The following is a 26,225-nucleotide window of genomic DNA, read 5'->3' on the forward strand; positions in this document are numbered from 1 at the left end:
AACTTTGATTCTATTGTTCCTGCCTGTCATTCAGCATTGCGGCGTTGAATAATATACGGTTTTGCGGGTATGGGGCATCGCCTTCTCCGATAGGATGCAGCTCGCTGTACCATGGATTAAAATATTTACGCCGATATTCGAGCGCAGTGATCCCTTTCACTTGCTTAAACACCCGGTAAAAATAGTTTTCGTCCGCATATCCAAGCGAATAAGCGATCTCCTTTACGCTACGATCCTCATGCAGCAGCAATTGGCAAGCCCGCTCTATTTTGCGATGGCTGATTGTTTCTCTGGGCGATCTTCCCGTGTAGCGCACAAAGCTGCGCGACAGATGCTCATGCGTCCAGCCTACGCTCGCGGCAAGCTCGTCCACCGATAATGGCGAGCCGATATTTCGGTCGATATAATCTAGCGCCTTGGCGATTTGGGACGGGATCGGATCCGCTGGACAATCCGACGGGCTGTCGGCGACTAGACTCTCAAGCTCCTCGAGCAAGGTCAGCAGCAGCAAGCCTGCGCGTCTGCGAAAGTTTTCCGGATGTCTGTACAAGACAAGCATCAGCTGCTTCATCATATTTGCGGGCAGCTCGTCGCCGGATCGAATGACCGGTGGGCCGCCTTTCGTCAAAATTCGAAGAGGCGGAGCTTCCGATTCCGCCTCTCCGAATGTAAAGTGTACGAACAAGTGCCTGGAGGGCTGGCCTGGGTCGTAGCGGTATTCGTGCCGCTCACCCGGGCGGGTCACGATGTAACTAGGCTCATTCAGCAAAAACTCATGGTCTTCGAGAACGTAGAGACTGCGGGTACCGTAAGGAAAATACAGCAGCTCGTAGTCATGAAGCGTCCTCTCTGCCAGGCCCGTTCCCGCCCGCTTGACGATATCTCCCGCAACGCTAATCGCCGGCAACCCGACAATTTGATCCGGTTGGTTTTCGATGTTCCAGCCCTCCCTTTATGTTTAACGCTTAAGCAGCCCCATAGCCTCCAAATTACGGTAGCTAATCGTTAAGCTGTCGAACGGATCGCGCCGGCTTTCGTCTTGCTCCACGATCATCCATTCGACGCCGGCCTCTGCCGCTGCTGCAGCAATATCTTTGAAGTCGAGCACGCCTTCGCCCACTTCAGCGAAGAAGCGCTGCTCCCCTGCTTCCATATCCTTAATATGCAGCAGCGGACAGCGGCCTTGCAAGCGCGTCCGTAAATAATCGGCCGGCGAAACGTCCGCTTTAGCCGCCCAATACGTATCCAGCTCCATCCCGACGAAAGCAGGATCCGTGGCTTCGAGGAACCAATCCATTGCGTATTTGCCGTCGAAGGTCATGAATTCCCAATCATGGTTATGATAGAGAAACTTGAAGCCGCGCTCTTTCATCCTTGCGCCGATCCGATTGCATTCGGCGGCCTTGCGCAGCACGTCTTCCTTGTCCGCGAATTTTAGCGAAATCGCGATGTGCCGGCCGCCCTCCACTTCATCCAAATAATCCATGATCGCTTCCGCATCGAAGGAAAGCGTATCGAATCCAGCGTGCGCGCTCACGACATGAAGACCGAGCGACTTCAGCAGCGTTTTCTGCTCCGCAACCGTTATGCCTTCCGGCGGCAGTCCAAGCTCGATGCCCTTGTATCCGATCTCCGCCAGACGGCGAAGCGTTCCTGTATAATCGGCTCTTAACGCCTCTCTAACCGTGTATGGCTGTACCCCTATAGGAAACGTCTTCATTGCTTTCTCCTTCCGTGCTCATCCGAGCGTGTTATATTTCAACCCCAGCGGCAGAGGCTCCGGCCGTTCGATCGTGGATTGCAGCGTCACATGGCGCTCCTGTTCGGACGCTTCGAAAATGCCGAGCGAGATGTCCAGAATATGCCGCGCCAGTCTACCGCTCGCACGATTTTGGCGACCGCTCTGAATCGCGTACGCCATATCGGCGACGCCGATTCCTCTGCTTTCCGTGGCGAAGCCATGCGAATAAGGGACTTCCTTCAGCTCGCCGGAAGCCGACTTCAACCGGATCGTTCCGCCGAAGAAGTTAGCGTCAGGCACATACAGAATGCCCTCTGTTCCATAGATCTCCATTCGCGGTTCATAACCGAACGCTTCTTTGCATGCTTGCAGGCTTGCGACAGCTCCGCTATGGAAGTCGAGGGTCGCCGTCACATTGGTCGGCGCTTCAACGGGCACCGTATCCCCGTATCTAGCCGATCTCGGATTCGTCACTGTAATTTCTTTATTTAATTGCTGAGCAGAACCCGTCACCCGCCGCACCGGTCCCAGCATGTTGACAAGCGCCGTCAAGTAGTACGGCCCCATATCCATAACGGGGTCTCCGCCGAGCTTCAAGAAATTTTGGAAATTCGGGTGCATACCGTTGCCGGCATTCCCCATAATAATCGATGCATCGGCGGCGTAGGGTTGTCCGATCCAACCGTCATCGATCAGCTTCCGGCATGTCTGAACGCCCGCTCCGAGGAACGTATCCGGCGCGCAGCCGACGAGCAGTCCCTTGGCTTCCGCCAGCTCCAGCACCTCATCCGCTTCTTCGCGGGACAAGGCGAACGGCTTCTCCGTATAGACGTGTTTTCCGGCTTCCAATACGCGTTTATTAATCGGCGCATGAGCTGCAGGCGCCGTCAAATTAAGCACAATTTCGATCTCCGGATCGGCCAGCAGCTCCTCCACGGTGTAAACCGTACCGACGCCGAATTCTTCCGCGCGCTTGCGGGCGAGCTCCGGAACCAAATCCGCAACCGCTTTCACTTCCAGGATGTAATCAAACATTTCTGTACAATTTTTAAGATAGATTCCGCTAATCATGCCGCATCCGATGACGCCGATCTTTATTTTGCGCAAAGTCCATCATCCTTCCCAAAGTTGTGCGATTCCCCTTCATTATTACGCACCGGACCCTCGTTTCACAATGGAGCGGAAAGAAGAATGTCTGGATTTTTTTGATATTCTCTACTCAAGCGAATACTCCATAGACGCTTCTTTATTTCCGGCTGCCGCTCATTTTTTTCAACAAGATCCTGCTCCCTCACGTAACAAAGGCCGCCGTACGTGCCGGCAGCCTCAATTTCCCTTATGATATACCCAATCTTGACTGGAAAGTCATGCAAGCAATAGAGAGCTTATTCTTCTTCCTCCTCTAACAGCTGTTGCAAGCGAAGCATATTCACACGCCAGAACTTGCTGTAGAAAGCCGCCCAATCTTGCACTTCTTGAAGCGGATAAGCGTTTAGTCGAAACCGGGTTTCTCTGCCCACTTTCCGGTCCAGCGCCAATCCCGCTTCTTTCTGTACGGTTAAATGCTTGGATACCGCTGTACGGCCCATTGAAAACTGTGAAGTTAATTCGTGAAGAGGCACTTCCTCTGCTTCCGCTAAGAGACGAATCAATTCGCGCCTCATTGGGTCAGCGATTGCGTCAAACACATCCCGCGTTTGGTTGTTCCCGCTCATAGCAGCCCCTCCAATCGTCATGTTAGTGTAAATAATCCTCAAAATGTACGAAGGGATCAACTGCCGAGAAAGTCTATTCCTCCCTGAAACAAGCAGCTGGAAATCGGCTGCCGTATCCGTGTGCACATTGAAATAATACTGGAAGTCGTAACCCGCTCATTCGACTTGTTAATGGTCATTTGAACACTTTCCTCAAGCTCATCTTAGCAGAAATTTGCCGATATTTCTTTAGGGGCTGTTTTCATCATGATCGAGTTCTGCAAACAGCGGGTTGAGGCAACCCCCAAGCTTGCGATAGAATTGGGAAGGATATTATAGATTCTGAGCATGAGAGGACACACATCTTGAGCCAACTAATTACGGTCATTGGAAACGTATTTATGGATATTAAAGGATTCGCTTCAGAGCAATATCATCCGCAAGCGAAAAACATCGGCCAAATCCGCTTCGTCCATGGGGGCGTCGGCCGTAACATAGCCGAGAATCTTGCCCTTATGGGCATGCCGTCCTGTCTGGTCAGCACGGTTGACGAAAGCGCGCTTGGGAATGAAGTGGTACGGCGTCTGCAATCGAGGGGCGTCGATACCCGCTTTATGTCCGCTTACCCCCAAGGGATGGGGATGTGGCTGGCAACTATGGACGAGCAAGGGAATCTCGTCGGGAGCATTTCGCAGCAGCCGGATTTTGGCGGGCTGTATGGTGGGATTGCAAATCACGGCCATGCAATCGCGGAAGCGTCCTCCCACTTGGCATTGTCCATCGACCTCACCGAAGCGATAGCAAGAAAAACGATAGAGCTTGCTGCAAGCTACCGCAAGCCAATTTACGGCTTGCCTGGGAATATGAGCGTTATAATGAGTCATCCGGACATCCTTGAAGGCTTGGACTGCTTCGTCTGCAATCATGTAGAAGCGGGCAGATTAATGGCCGTTTCGTTCGACGCTTTGTCAATCGATGGGCAAATTGAAGCGATGGCGCAATTCGTAGAAGCTCGCGGATTGCGCTCGATGGTGATCACTTTGGGGGCGAAGGGCTCGGTCTTTTACGACAGCCTCTCCGGCGTTAAAGGTCACCAGCCTGTGTTCCCTGTAGATATGGTGGACTCCAGCGGCGCAGGGGACGCCTTCTTCTCAGGCGTTGTTGCCGGCTTAGCGCAAGGAATCCCGCTTAATCAAGCTGTATGGATCGGCACCAAAGTCGCCGGCTGGGTCATCGAATCCGCTGAGAACAATTGCCCGAATACAAGGACACTAATGGCAAGCGACCCCTTCATGAAAGAATGGTTTAATGATAAAAAGAAGCCAGTCTGAGGGCAACAAAAAACAGCGATACGCTTTGCGAGGCGTTTCGCTGTTTTTAATGATACAGGCTAAGATGACGGTTTCAATTTTTCGAGAATCCTCCGCTTCCTGTACATCATTTTCCCCGTTTCCGTGACATCCTGGAGGGTGGAACGGTTCAAATAAGCGCCGAACAGCATGCCTGCGATCGGAATCATTTGAAACAGCTTTTTCCATCCAAAGTTGTCCCTGTACGTCAGCATGACCTCGCGCCAGCCTTGCAGCTGGGACATCACCTGACCGCTTTTCTCGCCGGAATGGTACGCGGCCAGATCTTCCAAAATCGCTTTTTTGCCGACGATGTCGGAGGAGGAAAACTGCAGGCATTTGACGATAAAGACCCGCTCCGATTTCTCCGTAGGGTCATACCCGTAGCTGATTGCGACTTCCTGCAGCGCTTTTAGCGATAGGCCAAGCAGCAGCGGGATATCGATGGCTAGCGTAAAAATGCCTCCAAATCCCGTCGTTGCGCCTTGCACCGTCGCCGTGTTCCGGCTTGATTCAATGATGCCGTCCGCTATCTCATCCATTTGGCGAAGCGGAAGCCGGCCGATCCGGTCCAATGCCGCTGCATCATCCTTCCCTCCATCCGGGAAAAATTTGCGGTACATCTGTTCTTTGCTGATTAGATAGCGCCCGCCGCTTTGGACGTAGCTTCCGAGCTCGTCAAGCGCTATGCCGATTTTATCTTGAATGAATTTTGGCGTGATACGGTCAAGAATTGCAAAAGGCAGCCTGCCGAGCTTTTCCCAAAAAAATAAATCCTTCTGTTCTTGTTCCCATTGTTCGATTAGCTTCAGCTCTGCCTTTAGCTTTTCTTCGGTTTCTATATTCGTCGTCATGGATCGGACACCTCGTTGAAATTTCTTTTAGCCTTACATACTGTAAAATGCTCCTCGGCGTTTCTAGAAATGCTCGCTTCTCCAGCAAAAGTGAACGGCAGCCCGCCGGATGGATCCGACGGACTGCCGTGAAATGCCCTTAAATCAATTAATAACCAAAGAAAGCGTCCTTTTTAATGTTCCGTTTCGAAATCTGTTTGTTTTGCAAATATTCAGAGATCGATTTCACCATCGATTGCGGTCCCGCAACATAGTATTTGCCATCGTTCTTATGGATGGCGGATACTTTATCGATTTCCTGGTGCAGGTCTTCCCTAGAACTCAGGTAAGTGACTTGGATTGAAGGATGGTTGGCCATCGCGTCCAGCTCGTCTTTATACAGATACGATTTCTTGCTGTCCAGATAGAGAAGATGCACGGGCTGGCCGTTCAGCTTCCCTTCAGACTCCAGTTGCTTTAAGATCGAACGGAATGGCGTAATGCCGATTCCTCCCGCAATCAGAACCGCAGGGCTGTTGTCATGAAGATGGAATCCCCCGACCGGCCCGCTCAAATAGATTTTCATTCCCGGCTTTAATTCAAGCATCGCTTTCTTATACTCGCTCGGTTCTTTGCCGATGCCCATCGTTAATCGGATCACGTTTTCCGAAGGCGCGGATGCGACGCTGAACGGTTTCAAAGGATTTTTGATCTTCGTGTGCATGATGCGGAACAGACCGTGCTGCCCTGCAATCCATGTGACATCTTTTTCTTTTTCAAACAAGAAGGTATAGGCGTCATCCGATTCTTTATAGCTCTCTATGAAAGTAATTTCTCTTTTTTTGAAAATTTTCGGCAGATCTCGAAAAAAACTCATTCCTCATCCCCCATTTTCGTTACATGAAGTATTTGCCCGTAATAGACTGCTCCGCATGAATGATCTGTGTAGGCAATCCCTCAAATACGACCTGGCCGCCTTTGCTGCCTCCGTCCGGCCCCATGTCGATAATCCAATCCGCTTGGCTGATGACATCGAGGTTATGCTCGATGACGACAACCGTATTACCGGCATCGACCAGGCGGTTCATTATCCCCAGCAGCTGGCCAATGTCCGACATATGAAGGCCGGTCGTCGGCTCGTCCATTACGTAAATGCTTCCGTTTTTATGAAGCTCGCTTGCAAGCTTGATGCGCTGACATTCCCCGCCCGAGAGCGTGCTGAGCGGCTGGCCGAGCGTCACATAATTCAGCCCGACATCACTCATCGCCTGTAGCTTGCGCACAACTTCCTTAAGCTCGAAAAATTCAAGCGCCTGCTCCACGGTCATCTCCAGCACTTCTGCGATGTTTTTGCCGTTCAGCTTGTATTCGAGCACCTCTTCTTTGAATCGTTTGCCTCCGCAAACCTCGCATGGCAGCTTGACGCTGTCAAGAAAGGACAGATCCGTATACACGACGCCAAGCCCTTGGCAGTTCTCGCAAGCTCCTTTGGAGTTGAAGCTGAATAAGCCTTGGTTCACCTTGTTTGCGGAAGCAAAAGCTTTGCGAATATCATCCATGATGCCCGTGTAGGTTGCGGGATTCGATCGGGTGGACACGCCTACCGCCGACTGGTCGATCACAATGGCATCCGGATGCTGGCTCAAGAAAACTTCGTTAATAAGCGTGCTCTTGCCTGAACCGGCCACACCGGTCACAACGGTCATCACTCCCGTAGGAATATCGACGCTCACATTGCGCAGGTTATGAAGCGTAGCGTTTCGGATGGACAGCTTGCCGGAAGGCTGCCTGCAAGCCTGCTTCAGCTCGAGCGGCCGTTTCATATGGTTTCCGGTCAGAGTGTCCGCCTCAAGCAAACCTTGGAAGCTTCCTTCGTACACGATTGTGCCTCCGCGGCTGCCGGCATGAGGACCAACGTCAACGATATGGTCCGCCACTTTGATAACATCGGGATCATGCTCGACGACGATGACGGTATTGCCCTTGTCGCGCAGCTTCTGGAGCAATTCATTTAACCGGTGCACATCACGGGGATGCAGACCAACGCTGGGTTCGTCGAATATGTAGGTGACATCGACCAGACTGCCGCTAAGATGCTTCACCATCTTGACGCGCTGGGATTCGCCTCCGGATAAAGTATCCGTCTCACGATCCAGCGTCAAGTAGTCCAGTCCGATATCCACGAGATGCTGCAGCCGTTCCGCAAGCGACTTCACGATTGGCGCGGCGACGGGATTGTCAATCTCGCGAATGACGCGAATGAGCTCTCCGACCTCCATGGAGGAGAAGTCCGCAATATTGTAGCCATTGATTTTGCAGCTTAACGCCGCCTGACTGAGTCTTGCGCCTCGGCAGCTGGAGCATGGCCCTTCGGAAATGAAAGGCATGACGGTTTTTTGCGTGCGTTCGGATTTCGTCTTAACATCCTGCTTAATGTATTTATTCGTGAACTTCTCAATGACGCCTTCCACCGTAATATTCATTGCCTTGCCGCCAAAGTCCACTTGAACCTTCTTTGCTTTGCCGTAGAGGAGTTGATCCAGCTCCTCATCCGAATAATCGCTCAGCTTCTTGTCCGGGTCGAAGTCGCCGGACTGCATGATCATGTTCCACTCCCAGTCGTTCACTCCGTACCCAGGGAGCTTAATCGCTCCTTCATTCAACGACTGGGACATATCTATCGCCTTGCCCATATCGACACCTAGTCTACGGCCAATCCCGTTACACTCGGGGCACATGCCTTGCGGATCGTTGAATGAAAACAGATTCACGGGACCGACGTGCGGTTGTCCCGCTCGGGAGAACAGCAGCCGGAGAATAGGCGAAATATCGGTAATTGTGCCCATCGTGGAATGTGAACCTCCGCCCAGCCGCTTCTGGTCCACAATTACGGCCATGCTTAAGTTCTCGATTGCATCGGTGTCCGGCTGCGGAACCCGCGGCAGGAAAGTACGCACGAACATGCTGAAATTCTCATTGAGCAATCTCGTAGATTCCGCAGCGATCGTGTCGAACACGATGGAGGATTTGCCCGATCCGGATACACCGGTAAAAATCGTGATCTTACGTTTCGGGATACGCAAGGATACGTTCTTCAAGTTGTTTTCCCTCGCGCCCGAAATAACGATATATTCCTGATTCGATTCGTTCATGCTCCCCTTCCTTCCAATCGCGATAAGTTTTTACTCCGATTTACATTCTAGCATTTATTGGGCATTTATAGGTAGGGAGTATCGGCTTATCCCGGTTAAAACAAAATCGTGTCGGATTATCCGAATCAGCATCAATTCGATTATTGCGCCAACAGCTTTTCCAGCTCGCCGCACCAATTCATCCAGCCGTGCTTAGCGCCTGCAAGTCCGTGAGCATGCGAGAATCCGGTTTGTTCGAGGTGAAGGTTGACTTTGCCGTCCCCTAGCTCCTGCAGCGTCCAAATGACCGTATGGATCTCCTCGCCGACGCCCCATGTATAGGACAAACGGCTAGGCGGCTCCACAACAAGCACCTCGCCGTCAATGCGACCATCCCAGTATTCGTTCGGCTCGGCGCGGAATTGAAACTTGTGTCCAACAACGGGCTTGAAATCATTTTCCAAAACCCACTTGGCCAGCATTTTCGAATCGGTTAAAGCCGACCACAGCTTCTCAATCGTTGTTGTGTACTGAAAATCTAACGTTAGGACTAAACTCATTCCTCTTCCTCCTCCATCCTCGTATCGCACATCGTTTGATAGATTCACGATATGACACCATTTGGTGACGATTTGATTATAGGATACCTTTTGGTGTCGTGTCAACGACATTTTTCAAACCGGCATCTTCTTAATGAATATGGGAAGAATGGGTGAGGTGCACCGTATGGCATGACTAGAATGGAGTGAATCCTTCGTGAATTTTCCGCCTTTCGCATTAGAAAAGTGGCAAAACAAATACAGTAAAGAAGCGAAATATAACTTGGCGGATACATGCGCCGATCCCTTGACCCTCAAGCAGCTGCTGTCGTTAGGCGACACTACGTTGGACGAACAGTTGTCCCTTCTGCTCGAGCAGAAGCTTGATTACGGCGAAATTCAGGGCTTGAGCCTGCTGCGCCGGCTGATTGCGGAGCAATACTCCAGCTTGACTGAGGATCAGATTATTATGATGAATGGCGCGGCTTCCGCTAACGCGCTTGCTATAATTTCGCTGGTAGAGCCCGGTGATCGTGTCGTAGCCTTCCATCCCTCCTACCAGCAGCTCTATGCCCTTCCACATTCTCTACAGGCCGAGGTTCGCTTCGTTCCGCTGCGGCCGGAGAATCATTTCCAGCCTGATCTTGAGGAATTAAGGAGTGCCGCGGCTCCGGGAACAAAGCTGATTCTCCTCAATAATCCCAATAACCCAACCGGAACACTGCTTTCCGGCGTGGTGCTGGATGACATCGTATCCATAGCCCGCAGCTGCGGGGCGTATATTCTCTGCGATGAGATTGGCATGCGTCTACGGCCCGGCACAGTAACCGAACGCATTCCCTCCATCGCCGATCTGTACGAGAGAGGGATTGCAACCTCCAGCATGTCCAAGGTGCTCTCGCTTGCAGGGCTGCGGATCGGGTGGATCGCAAGCGCCGATCAGAACATCATCCATACATGCATGAAGCTCCGTGATTATACGACAGTTAGCAGCAGCGTTCTGACGGATCGTATCGGCGCCATTGCGATGGCGAAGCAAGACATCATTTTGGGCAAAAACCGGGAGCTGCTTCGGAACAATCTAGCTCTCCTGAAAGAATGGTCGGACGCGGAAGAAGCGTACACGTTTGTGCCGCCTCAAGGCGGTACGGCTGCATTGCTGCAGCTGCACGCCGCCGGGCAATCGGAGTCGTTTTGCAAGCAGCTTCTGCAAGAAACGGGAGTGCTTCTCGTTCCGGGCTCCACTTTCGGCCTTGAAGGCTACGCTCGGATTGGCTGCGCAGGTAAGACGGACACTTTGAAGCAAGGACTAGCGGCCATGAGTAAATTTGTGCGTCACAGACCGCGTTATTACAAGTAGTACCTCTTGGCTTCTTTCGTCCAAAAAATGAAAAAACCGTGGAATCCACGGTTTTTTTGCTTCTGTAATGGCTATTTCCAAATTTCCTCAGCAATTTCTTTTATATACGCAAGCTTGCGCCACTGCTCTTCCTCGGTCAGAAGGTTCCCTTCCTCCGTGGAAGCGAACCCGCATTGCGGACTCAAGCAAATCCGGTCAAGATCAACGAATTGCTTCGCTTCCTCGATACGCTTCAGAATCGATTCCTTGCTTTCAAGCTCCCCAAATTTGGACGAGAATAAGCCAAGCACGACCTGCTGATTATTTTTCAGGTATCGAAGAGGCTTGAAGTCGCCTGCGCGCTCGGTATCGAACTCCAGGTAGAAGCCGGAATAATGATCGATATCGAGGAGCGTTTTCGCGATCGGCTCATAGCCTCCTCCTACTCCCGCATGAGTCGAAACATAGTTGCCGCGGCATACATGTGTCGTGATCACAAGGTCGTCCGGCAGGCCGGAAACGGCCTCTTCGTTCAGCTTCGCGAATTCCTTCGCATACTCGGCAACATCTACGCCGATTTGCTCCATGAGCGCCATAAACTGCTTGTCGCAAAGCGCTCCCCAAGTACAGTCGTCGATTTGGATACTGCGGCAGCCTGCTGCATAGAAATCAAGAATTGCCGATTTGTACGCCTTGGCAATGTCCGCAACAAGCTCTTCTCTATTCGGGTAGACCGCCGTTGTGGAATCTTTATTTTCCGTCCGGTCCAGCTCGAACAAAAATTGCGCTGCAGCTGGAATGGATTGACGCGCGACGACGTCGTCGCCCGCAACCTCATTCAAATACGCGAAATGCGAAACAAACGGATGACTGCTGTAGCCGACTTTGCCGGTCAAGCGCGCCGTTTCTGGTCTGGATTGCGCTCCGTTAAATGAATAGCCTTGGTCGATGACCGCCCGCTCTACCCCGTCCAGTCCCCAGAAAAAGTCAAGATGCCACCACGAGCGGCGAAATTCTCCGTCGGTTACGGCTTTAAGTCCAATCTCTTTTTGCTTTCGTACAAGCTTTACGATTTCGGCATCCTCCACATTCTTTAGCTGCGCGGCGGATATTTCCCCGTTCTGGAACTGCAGCCTAGCATCCTTCAATGCGCGGGGACGCAAGAAGCTGCCGACTATATCATATCGAAATGGAGTAACGGTTCGTTGGTTGGGCTCGGTGAGAAGGGTCATAGGTTTATCTCCTTTTATCGTAAATTAATGATAAAAGTAAGATATCATATCCGAATCGCTATAATGATCTACCAATATGCTATAGCTGGTTATAACTCTTGACTATAACGATTTAATATAGATCAAATCGCTTGGCCAGGCATAAATTGATTTAAGTACAAGTCCGCATAAAAACCTTTCCTCTTTAACAGCTCCTCATGTGAACCCTGCTCAATGATTTCGCCGTTGTTCATGACAAGAATCGTGTCCGCTTCGCGGATCGTACTGAGCCGATGGGCAATGACGAAGCTCGTCCTCCCTTTCATCAGCGTTTTCATCGCCTCCTGGATATGCAGCTCCGTACGGGTATCCACGCTGCTCGTTGCCTCGTCTAGAATAAGTATCGCCGGGTCCGCCAACACAGCGCGCGCGATGGTAAGCAGCTGCCGTTGTCCTTGGCTCAAGTTGCCGCCTTCCGCGTTAAGGACCGTGTCATACCCGTCCGGGAGCTTGCGGATGAACGTATCGGCGTTCGCGAGCCGCGCAGCTTCCTCCACCTCCTCATCCGACGCATCCAGCCTGCCGTACCGTATGTTTTCCCGGATAGTGCCCGAGAACACATACGCGTCCTGCAGAACAAGGCCGATCTGCTGCCTTAACGAATGCTTGTCGATATGCCGAATATCACTCCCGTCGATCAGGATCCGGCCGTCCTGTATGTCATAGAAGCGTGTCAGCAGATTGATGACCGTCGTCTTGCCGGCGCCCGTTGGTCCGACTAAGGCGATCATTTGACCAGGCGAAGCGTGAAGACTCACATTTTTTAGTACCTCCACCTCCGGTTTATATCCGAATGTAACCTTTTCAAATACGACATCGCCTTTCACGTGGTACCCCGTCCCGCGCTCGTCCGTTCCCCTCGTCTCAGGCTCCTGGTTCATCACTTCAAATACCCGCTCTGCGCCGGCGATAGCCGATTGAAGCAAATTGTATTGGTTGGCCAGCTGGTTGATCGGCTGACTGAACTGGTTGGAATAATTCAAAAAGCTGACGATGATGCCAATCGTAATGAGATCATGGTAAGCGAAGATCCCGCCGAAAACCGCGATGATGACAAAGCTTAAGTTCCGCATGGCGTTCATGATGGGTCCCATCGAGCCGGAGAGACTCTGGGCCTTGATGCTGACGGATCGCAGCCGCTCGTTGATCTCGCGGAACCGCTCAACCGAGCCGGATTCCCTGCCGAATACTTTGACGACTTTCAGCCCGGATATATTCTCTTGTACGAAGCCGTTCACTTCGCCTAAACATTTTTGCTGCTCCGAAAAAAACGTCTTTGTATATTTCGTAATCCGCTTCGTGATATAGGCGATCAACGGAACCGTAAGCAGCGTGACAAGCGTCATCCACAAGCTTAAGCTCAGCATCATCGCCACACTGCCCGCCAGCATTAAAAGGCTTGATATCAGCTGAACGACCGTCTGGTTCAGCGTGTTAGAGACGTTCGTTATGTCGTTCGTGGCTCGGCTCATCAGTTCGCCATGCGTTCTCTGATCAAAAAACGGAACAGGCAAACGCTGGTACTGCTGGAACAGATCCTGACGCATATCCCGGACCGTGTTCTGCGATAAGCTGGATGCCGTATATTGCTGGATCCACGTAAAAATCGCCCCGAGCGCATATATACACAGCAGGATCAACCCCATGCGCAAGATCCCGTCATATTGACGAGGAACGATATAATCATCGATGATTTTGCCAATGAAATAGGGTCCTAATAGCGCAAAAAGCGAAGTCAGCGCGGTGCAAGCAACAACGGCGATAAGCGCGTGCCGCTGCAGCTTCAGATAACCCCAAATACGGCGCAGCGTCCCTTTGGCATCCTTCGACCTGACCTTCTGCACTTCCCCCGGCCGATGACCCGGACCATGCTGGAAGCCCATTTGGGCGAATGCCGGCGCTCCCTTTTTGACGTCAGATTGAGCGGGTTGATTGTTCCCCGACATAGCGAGCCTCCTTTTCTCCATATTGCGACCGGTAAATATCCTGGTAGACCTCACAGTTGTTCATTAACTCCGCATGCGTTCCTCTTCCTACGATCCTGCCGTCTTCGAGGACCAGGATCTTATCCGCGTCTAGCACCGATGATATGCGCTGCGCGATCAGGAAGGTCATGCTGTTCTTCATCAGATCCTGCAGCGCCTGACGAAGCTTCTTCTCGGTTCCAAGATCGAGCGCGCTTGTGCAGTCATCCATAATGAGGATAGACGGCTTAGTCAGCAAGGCTCTTGCAATGGAGATACGCTGCTTCTGCCCGCCGGATAAATTAACGCCCTTCTGCCCCAGCCTCGTATCATATCCGTCGGGCAGACGCGAGATGAAATCATGCGCTTGGGCAGTAACAGCCGCTGCCTCAATCTCCTCCTGCGTCGCCTCCGGCTTGCCGAATGCGATATTGTCCCTAATCGATCCGCTGAAAAGGAACGATTCTTGAAGAATCATTCCGATTCGTTGCCGCAAGCTGTTTAACGGGATATCGCGGATATCCATGCCGTCAAGCTGAATAGAGCCGGAGGTCACGTCGTAAAGCCGGGGGATTAGCTGAACCAAGGTCGATTTCCCCGATCCAGTTGCGCCGATTATCGCCACCTTTTCGCCACGCCGGGCCTCAAGATGAATTCCATGCAGTGCCAGCTCATTCGTTTCGGCGGAACCCGAATAAGAGAAGGACACATTGTCGAATTTCAATTGCCGTGCCGGGAGGGACGCTTCCGAGCCCCTTGTTCCATCCGTAATCTTGGGCTGTGATGTAAGTACCTCCCGAATACGCCGAGCAGACACATTAGCCTGCGACAGATTCATCAGAAGTCCGCTTACCATCAACAGGGATGACAGGACCTGGACCACATAGTTTACAAAGGCGACCAAATCCCCGACCTTCATGGACTCGAACCAGACCAAATGGCCGCCATAGAACAGGATCACCACAAGACAAGCATTCATAATCAAATGAACGATCGGCGAGTTTATCGCGATGAAACGCGCCGATTTGATGGAAATGTCCGTGTAGTCCCGGTTAACAACGGTGAACCGTTTCGTCTCGAAATCAGAGCGGACAAAGGCTTTGACAACGCGGATGCCCGCAAGATTTTCCTCCATCCGTTTATTAACCGCATCCAGCTTGGCCTGAACTGCCGTGAAGAGCGGCGCGGAGAATCGGATGAGCACAAAGAGTACCAAAACCAATATCAACAGCGTCCCCAGAAGAATTAGGCCCAGCTTCACATTCATAAGAAGCGCCATCACTACGCTGCCAATTAATAGACTTGGAGCCCGTACGAGCCCTTGCAGCAGCACTTGCATCAGGTTCTGCACTTGCACGACATCGTTCGTCATTCGGGTAAGAAGAGAACCGGACTTGAACGCGTCTACATTTTCGAACGAGAAGGACTGTATTTTCGTAAACAACGCTTCCCGAATATCAGCCCCGAAGTTTTGCGACGCGCGGCTGGCGAACAAGTTGCAGGCGACTCCGGTCATTAACGAAAACAGCGTTACTGCGACCATCATCAGCCCGGTGTTCTGAATGACCGTGAAATTGTTCTCTACGACTCCCTCGTTAACAATATGGGCTGCCAAGCGAGGCTGGAGCAGATCAAAAAATACTTCGCCTATCATAAACAGAGGTCCTAACAGCATGAACTTCCAATAAGGCCTCATGTAGTCTCGTAATTCCCACATGACTACGACTGCCCCTTCTCTTGATTCTTTTGTTGGCTCGAATCCACGATTTCGTGAAGCTCAAAGTGACGAACGAATTCCTCCATGACGAGTTCCAACGCCTTCAATTCGCCTTGAAGCATCGGCTTGATCTCCTGGAACTCCGGTGCCGATAGCTGCTGCCTTAACGTGTTTCGCTTTATCGTTAATCGCTCGAGAAACTCCAGCGCCCGTCCTCTGCGGAACGTCTGCGCTCCATGATGATGGTGTCTTTCGCCTTTGTGACCGCCTCCGTGATGCTTCCCGCCTCTTAGCCTTCCATCGATTTCTTTCATGCCGCATTCCTCCTTTGTATGCATTTGTATACAGTATCGTTCTTTTTACTGTATACAAGTGTATACAATGTGTCAACGATCAAACGTAAAACGCTTATTGTTTTAGCGGAAATAAAAAACCACCCCGCAGGGTGGTTTATTCAGTTGACCGCTTAAAATGCCGGCTGACAAAATCGATAAAACAATGAGCGGCCTTGGAAAGGTAACGTTGGTTATGCCATACGAATTGAAATTGACGTCTGCAAACTGCTGATTCGATCGTCAACAAATGAAGCCGGGACTCCGACCCTCCGCAATTGCCGACAAGCGCCACGCCAAGTCCTGCGGAGACCAGCTTAGCTATCGAGGCCGCGTCATCAACCCTGCATACAAAGTTGGGCGAGATACCCGCAGATCGCAGGAAATTTTCATTCATCATTTGAAAATGGAATCCTTCCTTGTATCCGATAAAAGGCTCATTCGCCACTTCGTTTAGATGCACGCTCCGCTGGCCGGCTAACCGGTGTCCGGGCGGAACAGCCAGATAAACCTCCTCCTGCATGACGGGCAACGAGCTGAAATGCGGTCTATCCATGTTAAAGGGAGTAAAACATAAATCGACCTGGCCCGATTCGATCAGATGCGCCATCTCGTGCACGGATGCTTGCGTAATTCGAAATTGAACATTCGGATGAAGCGCGACGAAAGCATTGAGCGGATCTGACAAGCGGTCCACCGTAGGCGCCGCCAAATGAATGCTTCCATGCTCCATCCCGGCAAGATCAGCGACTTCCCGCTGCCCTTCTTCCAGCAGCGCAAGCGCTGCCTCCACCTTATTCAAGAACGCCTTGCCGAATGGATTGAGCCGAATTTGCCTGCCCTCCCGATCGAACAGCGGTACACCTAAATCCTTCTCCAGCCGGGCAATCGTCTTACTTAACGCAGGCTGTGCGATATGCAAGTCCTGCGCCGCCTTTGACATATGCTCCAATCTGGCAACCGTACGAAAGTATTGCAGCTGCAGCAGCTCCATTTGAAAACGGCCTCCTTATATACTCGACGGAATGAATCTTATATCGAAAGATGTATTTTTATATATCGATTATCCGCTATACAATACATATATGCAAGCGACATGCATCCTTCCCGGGAAGAGGCAATTATCATGACTCTCTGAACGGTGAACAGAAAGCAAGGTGGAGAAAGTGGAGATTGGCGCTGAGCCGATTCGGTATTCGTCGCCGGAACGCAGAGGGAGGGCGCTGGGCATCACGATGACTGGCCTTGCCGTCGGCGGGGCAGTCGGTCCCCTATTAGCGGCTTTGGTAATGAGCGTTGCCTACTGGCGCTTTCTGTTTTGTATCCCGCTGCTGACTCTAATCGCTCTCCCGTTCTAACGCAAATATTTGAAAGAAGAAAGCAAAAAAGCAAGCCAGACGGACTGTTAGGCGGCGGACTAGTGGCTGGAACCGTCACAATGCTGCTGCTGGCCATCACGAACAAATCCTGGCTTTTGGGGATTGGCTTCCTTGCCCTGTTCATCCTATTTATCCTCCGAAGTTACTTTGCGGCAAGTCCTTTCATCTGCCTTGGGTTGTTTCGGCATAAAAACTACTCGCTTGTGCTCGCGATCGCCTTTCTGATTTCTGGCATCGGCTACTCGCTTGCTTTCTTAAGGCCGCAATTACTGACTCAGGTTCATCATTTAGCCGTGCAAATGGTCGGCTATATCATGATCCTAGCCGCCGCCGCAACTGCGATTTTAAAACAAACCCGGCCGCCATCCCTTACAGCAATATATATCTCATACTCGCGCTTTTGCATGCGGTCATTTTTATCGGCTATCACGTTTTTGTAGGACGAACAGCAAACCGGCGGCAACCTTCCACTTAAAATAACCCTTAATAATAGGAGGAGAACATATGAAAGCTGCAGTAATCTCAACATTCGGAAGACCGGAGGTCATGCGCGTCATGGAGGTCCCGGAACCGCATGCAGGTCCGGGGCAAGTGCGCGTACGCGTTAAAACGGCGGGTGTGCAGCATTTTGACTGCGCGATACGAAGCGGCTGGACACCTGCATATGGCTTGGAGGTAAGGTTACCTCAAATTCCGGGCAATGAATTCGCGGGGATCGTTGATGAGATCGGAGACGGCGTGTCAGCCTTTGCGCTTGGCAGCGAAGTGCTTGGATTCGCATTGCTGAATTGCTATGCGGAATACGTGGTGGTCGGCGCCGACCAAATCGTGATGAAACCAGCAACAATGTCCTGGGAAGAAGCTGGCGGGCTGACCGGTAACGGGCAAGGCGCTCATATTGCACTAAACGCAATTGGAGTTCGCTCAGGAGATACCGTTCTCATTAACGGCGCGGCCGGCTCGCTAGGTTCTATTGCCGTTCAATTGGCCCAAATAATGGGCGCCAAGTGGGTGATCGGTACGGCTAGCGCATATAATCACGACTTCGTCCGGTCGCTTGGCGCCATTCCGGTCACGTACGAGGAAGGTTTAGTTGAGCGGCTTCGGAAGCTAGCGCCTGAAGGGATCGACTGCGCATTTGATACGGCAGGCGGCGAAGGACTGCTTGCGGCGGCAGCGCTAGTGCCTGACAAAAAGCGCATTTGCACTTATTATGCCTATGATCTCATTGAGGAGCTCGGGCTCCGCGTCGTGCGGGGCGAACGCTCGTCAGCCCGGCTTGCTGAGCTGGTAGAGCTTCATACAGCAGGCAAGCTGCAACTTCACATCAGGCAGGTATTCACGCTAGATCAAGCAGGTGAAGCGCACAGCGCTATTGAAAGCAGGCATGGCCGCGGTAAAATCGTTTTGAAGATTGATTGATTCATAGCTGCTTCAAAAAAACGAAGTATCCCCTATTCTATGGCGATACTTCGTTCCATTTAATCCTTCAATAGCTCCATTAATTCGGCTCTGTGTGCATTAGCCAGTCCATAGAATTGACGATGAGCCTTCTAATTGCTTCCGGTATCAACGAGTCTCTAGTGTGTCCTGGGTGTATATAGACGACCTTCCCCTTCCCATACGGATGTTCCCATGCGGATGGCCATCTTTTTCCTTCGTATTCGTATTCAAGAATGACATTGCGAGGCGTGAAAGGATCAAACTCGAACTGATAAGGCTCCTCTTCGACCGTAAACGCCTCCACCCCCTCCAGCAAAGGATGCTCATTTTTTGACGGGAAAAACGAAAGTTTCTGATAAGGAGGATGCGTGACAAAACGGGCGCCGATTAACTGCAGCAGTTCGTACCTTCCTGCGATCGAAATGCCGTTATGAATGGCAAGCAGTCCACCGCCACCCGCGACGAATTTCATCAAGCCGGCAGCTTGCTCGGATGTCATCGGCCGCTTCCAGATATCGGCATACGAAATGCATGCCGCATAATTCGCAATGCTTAGTGTCGCTAAATCATCGTAATTGTGCGTCACCGACAGCTGATATTTACCGCCCAGAACCTTTTCCAACTCGGGCTGAACGCCTTCAAGAGGATGCCATGCTCCCTCATAGGAATCGCCGATTAACAAAATTTTTTTGACAGACATTTGACCATCTCCTCCATATATTTTGCTACGCTTAAGTAGACGAACGAAATTCGTAATGGACGCAAAAAAAGAAATAAATTTTTCAAGGTGGTTTACATGTTAAGCGTAAATGAAATATGGGAGGATTATTATCCTCAAATTAAAAAATTCGTTTCCAATCGCATTCAGAATGAAGCTGATGCGGATGACATTGTCCAACAAGTATTTATGAAAATTAATAATCATCTAGATCAATTAAGCGATGAGAAAAAGTTGTCATCCTGGATTTATCAAATCGCTCGCAACTGCATGGTTGACCATTATCGAAAACAAAAGTGGGCTGACGAGCTTCCGCCTGAGCTGCCTGCAACGGATCAATACGAAGAGCCGGACCTTGCCCAAGAGGTCATCGCCTGCTTTGAATCGACCATTCAGCAATTACCGGAGAAATACAAGGAAGCCTTGAAGCTTTCCTTAGTGGAAGGCCTCACTCAGAGGGAAATTAGTGAACGGCTGAACATTTCCTATTCCGGGGTGAAATCAAGAGTTCAGCGCGGACGCGAGATGCTGAAGGAATTGTTGACGAGCTGCTGCCATATCGAATCTGACCGGTATGGCAACATTATTGACTTTCATGTCAATTGGCGGTTCCCTGATTGCTCGTAAGCCATAAACGGCTGGGGTACAAAAAGTCAGCCGCCGGCGCAACTTACGTTCGCGCCGGCGGCTGTTCTTCCTTCATAATGACAAGCTACATTCTAGTTAATGAGCCCGGCTTGCTGCAGCATACGTTGTACCAGCACGGCCGTTTCTGCTCTTGTTAACTCCTGGGCAGGATTCAGCTTGTTGCCGGAGGTGCCTTGCAGCAGCCCATGTTTCATGGCCTCGGTCACATCCTGCTTCGACCAGGCATGCACCTCGCCAGCATCGGCATACTTTGCAAGTAGCGTTTCCGTTTCCGAGTCGTCTACAATCGTTGATTGTCCGGCAAGTCTCATCGCTCGGATCAGGATCACTGCCGCTTCCTCGCGTGTCACTGTTTGCGAAGGACGGAATGTGCCGTCCGCATATCCCGTTATTAAGCCGTATGCCTCCGCTTGCGCGACTAGACCGCTGTACCAGGCCTCCGGAGCGACATCCGCGAAGGCTTCCGCCCCCTGAGCGCCCCCTAGACTCGGCAGACCGAGCGATCTAATTACGATTGCCGCTAATTCCGCCCTTGTAATCGAAGCATCCGGCCTGAAATGTTTCCCATCGACGCCGCCAACAATCATTCTTGATGCCATATTATGGATCGCATCCTTGGCCCAATGCGTCCGAGTATCCTCCAGCGTAACCCGAAGCTCAAGCAGAGCATAAGCGCTGTTGGTCAAGCTGTTCACAACGGCTGATCTTTTTCCGTCTTGCTCAATAAACCGTGTCGGAACATGACGTATTGTCCCATCATGCTCTATGACAACCGCAGTCGTTGCACGATTATTGCTCACGCCTTCATTCAGCGGTAGTTCACGTTCAATGTAAGTTTGAAATTGGTTCATCGAATACGTAATGCCGTTATAGGAAACTTTCACATCAAATTCGACTGGAGGCGAGATGACTCTAAGCTCCCCGTTTTGCTCGAGCTGCTCAAGAAGAGTGAGGCTATTTCCAGCTTCTTTCCCCACCTCGACTAGAATCGTTAGATCTGCGGGTTTCAGCTGTGTGCCAAAGCGCTGTGAGAGACTCGCTATATCGAGCGCTGTGGCCGGAAGCCGGTAGATACCGCTTACCGTTCGGATTTCGAGCTGTCCGGCTCTATCCGCCAATTCTTTCGCCATCTCCCCCGTCAACACGGCGGAAATACGATCAACCGATTCCCTTGCTTCAAGCACAATGACGGGATGGGCGCCAGCTTGCATAATCGCGCTCTGCCATTGGTCTGCTCTCCATTCCGCCTTAACTACGGTTTGCCCGCCAATTTGCGTGGTCGTGTGAGTGACCATATTTTGCTGGAGCTTCCCGTTTACCGAGAATTGCAGGCCTTCCTGTGTAACCGGCAGGCTCGGGGCATTGTCTCCCGTGTTGCCATTTCCAGTGCCGCCGCCCGGATCGGTCTGCAGCGTCCACTTCGCATACAGCGTTATGTCGTCGGCTGGCATTACGAACGTACTGCCAACAGCGTAATTCATGCCGCTGCCGTCCGCTGCCGTGTTCCAACCTGCAAAGGTGCGGCCGGACTTCGTCAGTTGGCCGCTATTTCCTGCGACCGTAACTGTCGCGCCTAGTTCATAAGCGTTGTTATCTGTCGGAACAGATCCGCCAGAATTGCCGTTGCCGTCATAAGTTACCAAGTAGGTCGGGTTTGTCGTCCACTTCGCATACAACGTTACATTGTCGGCTGGCATTGTTAGCGTTTCGCCGCCTGCGTAGTCCGTGCCGCTTCCATCAGCTGCTGTGTTCCAGCCAACGAACGTGTGGCCAGCCTTCGTCAGTTGGCCGCTATTTCCTGCAACCGAGACGGTTACACCTTGCTCATAAGCGTTGTTATCTGTAGGGACGGAGCCACCAGTACTTCCGTTGCCGTCATAAGTTACCGAGTAGGTCGGGTTTGTCGTCCACTTCGCATACAACGTTACGTTGTCGGCTGGCATTGTTAGCGTTTCGCCGCCTGCGTAGTCCGTGCCGCTTCCATCAGCTGCTGTGTTCCAGCCAACGAACGTGTGGCCAGCCTTCGTCAGTTGGCCGCTATCTCCTGCGACCGTAACTGTCGCGCCTTGTTCATAAGCGTTGTTATCTGTCGGAACAGCTCCGCCAGAATTGCCGTTGCCGTCATAAGTTACCGAGTAGGTCGGGTTTGCCGTCCACTTCGCATACAGCGTTACGTCATCAGCTGGCATCGTAAATGCATCGCCTCCTGCGTAGTCCGTGCCGCTTCCATCAGCTGCTGTGTTCCAGCCAACGAACGTGTGGCCAGCCTTCGTCAGTTGGCCGCCATTACCTGCGACCGTAACTGTCGCGCCTTGCTCATAAGCACTGTTATCAGTTGGGACGGCGCCACCAGTACTTCCGTTGCCGTCATAAGTTACCGAGTAGGTCGGATTTGTCGTCCACTTCGCATACAGCGTTACGTTGTCGGCTGGCATTGTAAATGTATCGCCGCCTGCGTAGTCGGTGCCGTTTCCGTCAGCTGTCGTGTTCCAGCCAACGAACGTGTGGCCAGCCCTCGTCAGTTGGCCGCTATTACCTGCAACTGTGACGGTTACACCTTGCTCATAAGCGTTGTTATCTGTAGGGACGGAGCCACCAGTACTTCCGTTGCCGTCATAAGTTACCGAGTAGGTCGGGTTCTGCGTCCACATTGCAAATAACGTTACGTTGTCGGCTGGCATTGTTAGCGTTTCGCCGCCTGCGTAGTCCGTGCCGTTTCCGTCCGCTGTCGTGTTCCAGCCAACGAAAGTATGACCGGACTTCGTGAGCTGGCCGCCATTACCTGCGACCGTAACATTCATCCCCTGCTCATAAGTGTTTCCGTCAGTCGGAACAGTGCCGCCAGTACTTCCGTTCCCGTCATAAGTTACCGAATAGGTCGGATTCAGCGACCACATTGCAAATAGCGTTACGTCATCATTTGGCATTGCAAATGTATCGCCGCCTGCGTAGTCCGTGCCGCTTCCGTCAGCTGCCGTGTTCCAGCCAACGAAAGTATGACCGGACTTCGTGAGCTGGCCGCCATTACCTGCGACCGTAACTGTCGCGCCTTGCTCATAAGCACTGTTATCAGTTGGGACGGCGCCGCCAGTACTTCCGTTGACGTCATAAGTTACCGAGTAGGTCGGGTTTGCCGTCCACTTCGCATACAACGTTACGTTGTCGGCTGGCATTGTTAGCGTTTCGCCGCCTGCGTAGTCCGTGCCGCTTCCATCAGCTGCTGTGTTCCAGCCAACGAACGTGTGGCCAGCCTTCGTCAGTTGGCCGCTATTACCTGCGACCGTAACTGTCGCGCCTTGTTCATAAGCGTTGTTATCTGTCGGAACAGCTCCGCCAGAATTGCCGTTGCCGTCATAAGTCACCGAGTAGGTCGGGTTTGTCGTCCACTTCGCATACAGCGTTACGTTGTCGGCTGGCATTGTAAATGTTTCGCCGCCTGCGTAGTCCGTGCCGCTTCCGTCAGCTGCCGTGTTCCAGCCAACGAAAGTATGACCGGACTTCGTGAGCTGGCCGCTATTACCTGCGACCGTAACTGTCGCGCCTTGTTCATAAGCGTTGTTATCTGTCGGAACAGCTCCGCCAGAATTGCCGTTGCCGTCATAAGTCACCGAGTAGGTCGGGTTTGTCGTCCACTTCGCATACAGCGTTACGTTGTCGGCTGGCATTGTAAATGTTTCGCCGCCTGCGTAGTCCGTGCCGTTTCCGTCAGCTGCTGTGTTCCAGCCAACGAAAGTATGACCGGATTTCGTGAGCTGGCCGCTATTACCTGCGACCGTAACTGTCGCGCCTTGTTCATAAGCGTTGTTATCTGTCGGAACAGCTCCGCCAGAATTGCCGTTGCCGTCATAAGTCACCGAGTAGGTCGGGTTTGTCGTCCACTTCGCATACAGCGTTACGTTGTCGGCTGGCATTGTAAATGTTTCGCCGCCTGCGTAGTCCGTGCCGCTTCCGTCAGCTGCCGTGTTCCAGCCAACGAACGTGTGACCAGCCCTCGTCAGTTGGCCGCTATTACCTGCAACTGTGACGGTTACGCCTTGCTCATAAGCGTTGTTATCTGCAGGGACGGTGCCGCCAGTACTTCCGTTCCCGTCATAAGTTACCGAATAGGTCGGATTCAACATCCACATTGCAAATAACGTTACGTCATCATTTGGCATTGCAAATGTATCGCCGCCATTATATTTCGTGCCGCTTCCGTCCGCTGCCGTGTTCCAACCTGCAAAGGTGTGTCCGGTCTTTGTGAGCTGGCTGCTATTACCTGCGACCGTAACATTCATCCCCTGCTCATAAGCATTGCTATCTATCGGAACGACTCCGCCCGTGCTTCCGTTCCCGTCATACGTGACCGAATAAGTCGGCGCTGGTTGTACGGTCTGTGTAACCTGAAACGTGACACCAGTCATTTGGTCTGCCTTGACCGTAATGGTCGCCTCATAATGGCCGGCAGCCAAGTCATCGTTTGCTTTAACCGAGAACGTCGTGAATGGCGTCGTCAAGTCCAGCCTAGTGGAAGCGGGCTGCGTAATCGAAAAGGCGTCCGCGTTCACACCGCCGATCACTGCAGTCACATTCGAGAGGTTTATCATTCCTGTTCGGGTAACCGTTACCGTTTTCGTTTCCTGGGTACCTGCTGGGTAATGCGCAGTTAGCTCCTGCATGGTCAAATCGTCGAGAGCGCCGATAGCCGGGAACGTATACCGCATAACAGTTGGAATATCATTCGAGCCGCGATCGCCGTATGCCGCATACAGACGGTTGCCGTCAACAGCCGCTGACAAATACATCGCCGCGCCTTTTGAAAAATTCGATGTTCCTACAACCTCCCATTGCCCGTTGACGTATCGCCGCACTGTCGCTTTGGCGCCTGAATCTTGATAAGCAAGGACGGGAATTCCCTGCTCAATGTGTAAGGATGATTGTCCTAGGCCGCCTCCGTTAAAATTAGGGGTCCCGACATCCTCCCATTCCGAGCCGTTAAATTTCTTAACGGCCATTTTGTATCGGTTATCGGTTTCTGAATAAGAGACATACGGTATTTCATCCACTACATAAAGGGATGGATAACTGCCCCTTATGCTGCCAGACGGACCGGAAGCGCCTACGCTCATCCAACTACCAGTGCTCTCATCGAATTTTTGCACCGTAATTTTGAACTCCTTGGCCCTGTCTTCATACGCCACATACGGAATCCCATTGTCCACATAAAGGGAAGCGAGCAATGCTTGTCCCGGGGTAAATCCATTATGAGCGCCAAGATCCTCCCATGTGCCGTCAACGAATCTTTTAACAGCCATTTTACTGGTGCTCACATCTGTATATGCGACGTATGGAATACCTGCCTCGACAAATATCGAGTTATAGGTCCCCATGCTTGTCGAAAACCCAGGCGTGCCAACCGTCTCCCATTCGGCCCCATTATACCGCATGACGGTCATCTTCCCCTCGTGCGTAGGGTCCGAGAAGCCAACATAAGGAGTACCGTCCTCAACAACCATATCTAAATAATGGGCTATGTCGGGCGTAAAACCAGGCATACCGACCGTTTTCCACATCCCGTCGATATACTTCTTTACCGTTGCTTTACCATCGTGCTGAGCGAAATCCAAAAAAGCAAAATAGGGTGTTCCATTATCAACATCGATAGAAACGAAACTGACCCTGCTCGGCGTTATTTCGCTGGAATTCAAGTTTTTCCAGACGCTCGGCGTATCCGCCGCCCATTTCGCATACAACGTTACGCTCTCGGTACCTATCGCAAAGACAGTGCCTGAACTATAAGTCGTCCCCGTGCCGTCTGCAGACGTGTTCCAACCGACAAATTCAAACCCTTCTTTTACAAGCTTACCGCTGTTTCCGGATATGGCGACGGTATCTCCCGACTGATAGGCGCCGGCATCTACCGGCACAGCCCCGCTTGTATGTCCATTTCCGTCATAAATAACTTGTAAGCCGCCGCTCGCATAAATCGGCTGTTGCCATCCTTGCGAGAAGCCAACGACTCCGAATAATACAATGAAACAAAGTAATAATTTCCCCATTCGCCGCATGTGAATCTCCCTCTCATTTGCCCGCTTCCGATTGTAGTCCGCCCTCTATCGTAGCACGCCCGGCAGAGGTTGGGAATTAA

General features: G+C 51.8%; 21 protein-coding genes. 6 read left to right on the forward strand and 15 right to left on the reverse strand.

Annotation, left to right across the window (positions count from 1 at the left end; all coding sequences use genetic code 11):
- Nucleotides 1-10 precede the first annotated feature (10 nt).
- The 4 genes from D3P08_RS20380 to D3P08_RS20400 form a co-directional block, all read right to left on the reverse strand.
- Nucleotides 11-907: a helix-turn-helix domain-containing protein gene (locus tag D3P08_RS20380; RefSeq protein WP_240647674.1), complete on the reverse strand. Its 897-nt coding sequence runs from the start codon at nt 905-907 to the stop codon at nt 11-13.
- A 51-nt stretch (nt 908-958) separates the two neighbouring features.
- On the reverse strand, nt 959-1,720 hold the full coding sequence (locus D3P08_RS20385; RefSeq protein WP_119601966.1) for a sugar phosphate isomerase/epimerase family protein: 762 nt from the start codon (nt 1,718-1,720) through the stop codon (nt 959-961).
- Between the two features lie 18 nt (nt 1,721-1,738).
- Entirely contained in the window at nt 1,739-2,848 is a 1,110-nt protein-coding gene (locus tag D3P08_RS20390) for a Gfo/Idh/MocA family protein (protein WP_119601967.1), read from the reverse strand.
- Nucleotides 2,849-3,126: 278 nt separating this feature from the next.
- On the reverse strand, nt 3,127-3,456 hold the full coding sequence (locus D3P08_RS20400; protein ID WP_119601969.1) for an ArsR/SmtB family transcription factor: 330 nt from the start codon (nt 3,454-3,456) through the stop codon (nt 3,127-3,129).
- A 344-nt stretch (nt 3,457-3,800) separates the two neighbouring features.
- Between D3P08_RS20400 and D3P08_RS20405 the strand changes: the two genes are divergently transcribed.
- Entirely contained in the window at nt 3,801-4,766 is a 966-nt protein-coding gene (locus D3P08_RS20405; protein ID WP_119601970.1) for a carbohydrate kinase family protein, read from the forward strand.
- A gap of 59 nt (nt 4,767-4,825) precedes the next feature.
- Here D3P08_RS20405 and D3P08_RS20410 read toward each other — a convergent pair whose 3' ends face one another.
- From D3P08_RS20410 to D3P08_RS20425, 4 genes are all read right to left on the reverse strand, one after another.
- Complete coding sequence (locus D3P08_RS20410) at nt 4,826-5,638, reverse strand: EcsC family protein (RefSeq protein WP_119601971.1); 813 nt, start codon at nt 5,636-5,638, stop codon at nt 4,826-4,828.
- A 148-nt stretch (nt 5,639-5,786) separates the two neighbouring features.
- Nucleotides 5,787-6,494, reverse strand: coding sequence for an FAD-dependent oxidoreductase (locus D3P08_RS20415; protein WP_119601972.1), 708 nt, complete (start codon nt 6,492-6,494; stop codon nt 5,787-5,789).
- Nucleotides 6,495-6,513: 19 nt separating this feature from the next.
- On the reverse strand, nt 6,514-8,769 hold the full coding sequence (locus tag D3P08_RS20420; protein ID WP_119601973.1) for an ATP-binding cassette domain-containing protein: 2,256 nt from the start codon (nt 8,767-8,769) through the stop codon (nt 6,514-6,516).
- Nucleotides 8,770-8,909: 140 nt separating this feature from the next.
- Entirely contained in the window at nt 8,910-9,308 is a 399-nt protein-coding gene (locus D3P08_RS20425; protein ID WP_119601974.1) for an SRPBCC family protein, read from the reverse strand.
- A gap of 196 nt (nt 9,309-9,504) precedes the next feature.
- Between D3P08_RS20425 and D3P08_RS20430 the strand changes: the two genes are divergently transcribed.
- Complete coding sequence (locus D3P08_RS20430; RefSeq protein ID WP_119601975.1) at nt 9,505-10,647, forward strand: aminotransferase class I/II-fold pyridoxal phosphate-dependent enzyme; 1,143 nt, start codon at nt 9,505-9,507, stop codon at nt 10,645-10,647.
- 71 nt (nt 10,648-10,718) lie between these two features.
- Here D3P08_RS20430 and D3P08_RS20435 read toward each other — a convergent pair whose 3' ends face one another.
- The 5 genes from D3P08_RS20435 to D3P08_RS20455 all read right to left on the reverse strand — a co-directional run bounded on the left by D3P08_RS20435 (nt 10,719) and on the right by D3P08_RS20455 (nt 16,904).
- Nucleotides 10,719-11,858: a 5-methyltetrahydropteroyltriglutamate--homocysteine S-methyltransferase gene (locus tag D3P08_RS20435; RefSeq protein ID WP_119601976.1), complete on the reverse strand. Its 1,140-nt coding sequence runs from the start codon at nt 11,856-11,858 to the stop codon at nt 10,719-10,721.
- A 122-nt stretch (nt 11,859-11,980) separates the two neighbouring features.
- Nucleotides 11,981-13,843 carry an ABC transporter ATP-binding protein gene (locus D3P08_RS20440; RefSeq protein ID WP_119601977.1) on the reverse strand — a complete coding sequence of 621 codons (1,863 nt, stop codon included), beginning with the start codon at nt 13,841-13,843 and terminating at the stop codon, nt 11,981-11,983.
- Nucleotides 13,812-15,578: an ABC transporter ATP-binding protein gene (locus D3P08_RS20445; protein WP_119601978.1), complete on the reverse strand. Its 1,767-nt coding sequence runs from the start codon at nt 15,576-15,578 to the stop codon at nt 13,812-13,814. The genes D3P08_RS20440 and D3P08_RS20445 overlap by 32 nt, the downstream gene beginning before the upstream one ends.
- A 2-nt stretch (nt 15,579-15,580) precedes the next feature.
- On the reverse strand, nt 15,581-15,892 hold the full coding sequence (locus D3P08_RS20450) for a hypothetical protein (RefSeq protein ID WP_119601979.1): 312 nt from the start codon (nt 15,890-15,892) through the stop codon (nt 15,581-15,583).
- Nucleotides 15,893-16,028: 136 nt separating this feature from the next.
- Entirely contained in the window at nt 16,029-16,904 is an 876-nt protein-coding gene (locus D3P08_RS20455) for a LysR family transcriptional regulator (RefSeq protein WP_119601980.1), read from the reverse strand.
- Nucleotides 16,905-17,076: 172 nt separating this feature from the next.
- On the opposite strand from D3P08_RS20455, the gene D3P08_RS20460 reads away from it, so the two are divergent.
- The 3 genes from D3P08_RS20460 to D3P08_RS20470 all read left to right on the forward strand — a co-directional run bounded on the left by D3P08_RS20460 (nt 17,077) and on the right by D3P08_RS20470 (nt 18,711).
- Complete coding sequence (locus tag D3P08_RS20460) at nt 17,077-17,268, forward strand: MFS transporter (RefSeq protein ID WP_119601981.1); 192 nt, start codon at nt 17,077-17,079, stop codon at nt 17,266-17,268.
- Between the two features lie 62 nt (nt 17,269-17,330).
- On the forward strand, nt 17,331-17,729 hold the full coding sequence (locus tag D3P08_RS20465; RefSeq protein ID WP_119601982.1) for a hypothetical protein: 399 nt from the start codon (nt 17,331-17,333) through the stop codon (nt 17,727-17,729).
- Nucleotides 17,730-17,793: 64 nt separating this feature from the next.
- The gene (locus tag D3P08_RS20470; protein ID WP_119601983.1) at nt 17,794-18,711 is read left to right on the forward strand and encodes an NADP-dependent oxidoreductase; all 918 of its coding nucleotides are present in this window, start codon (nt 17,794-17,796) and stop codon (nt 18,709-18,711) included.
- Between the two features lie 79 nt (nt 18,712-18,790).
- On the opposite strand, the gene D3P08_RS20475 is transcribed toward D3P08_RS20470, so the two are convergent.
- Nucleotides 18,791-19,432: a ThuA domain-containing protein gene (locus tag D3P08_RS20475; protein WP_119601984.1), complete on the reverse strand. Its 642-nt coding sequence runs from the start codon at nt 19,430-19,432 to the stop codon at nt 18,791-18,793.
- Between the two features lie 96 nt (nt 19,433-19,528).
- Between D3P08_RS20475 and sigZ the strand changes: the two genes are divergently transcribed.
- Nucleotides 19,529-20,077 (forward strand): RNA polymerase sigma factor SigZ, encoded by a 549-nt coding sequence (gene sigZ, locus D3P08_RS20480; RefSeq protein ID WP_119601985.1) that lies wholly within the window; start codon nt 19,529-19,531, stop codon nt 20,075-20,077.
- Between the two features lie 92 nt (nt 20,078-20,169).
- Here sigZ and D3P08_RS20485 read toward each other — a convergent pair whose 3' ends face one another.
- Nucleotides 20,170-26,136 (reverse strand): InlB B-repeat-containing protein, encoded by a 5,967-nt coding sequence (locus D3P08_RS20485; protein ID WP_162848546.1) that lies wholly within the window; start codon nt 26,134-26,136, stop codon nt 20,170-20,172.
- Nucleotides 26,137-26,225 lie beyond the last annotated feature (89 nt).

The organism is Paenibacillus nanensis, from assembly GCF_003583765.1.
Lineage (GTDB): Bacteria > Bacillota > Bacilli > Paenibacillales > Paenibacillaceae > Pristimantibacillus > Pristimantibacillus nanensis.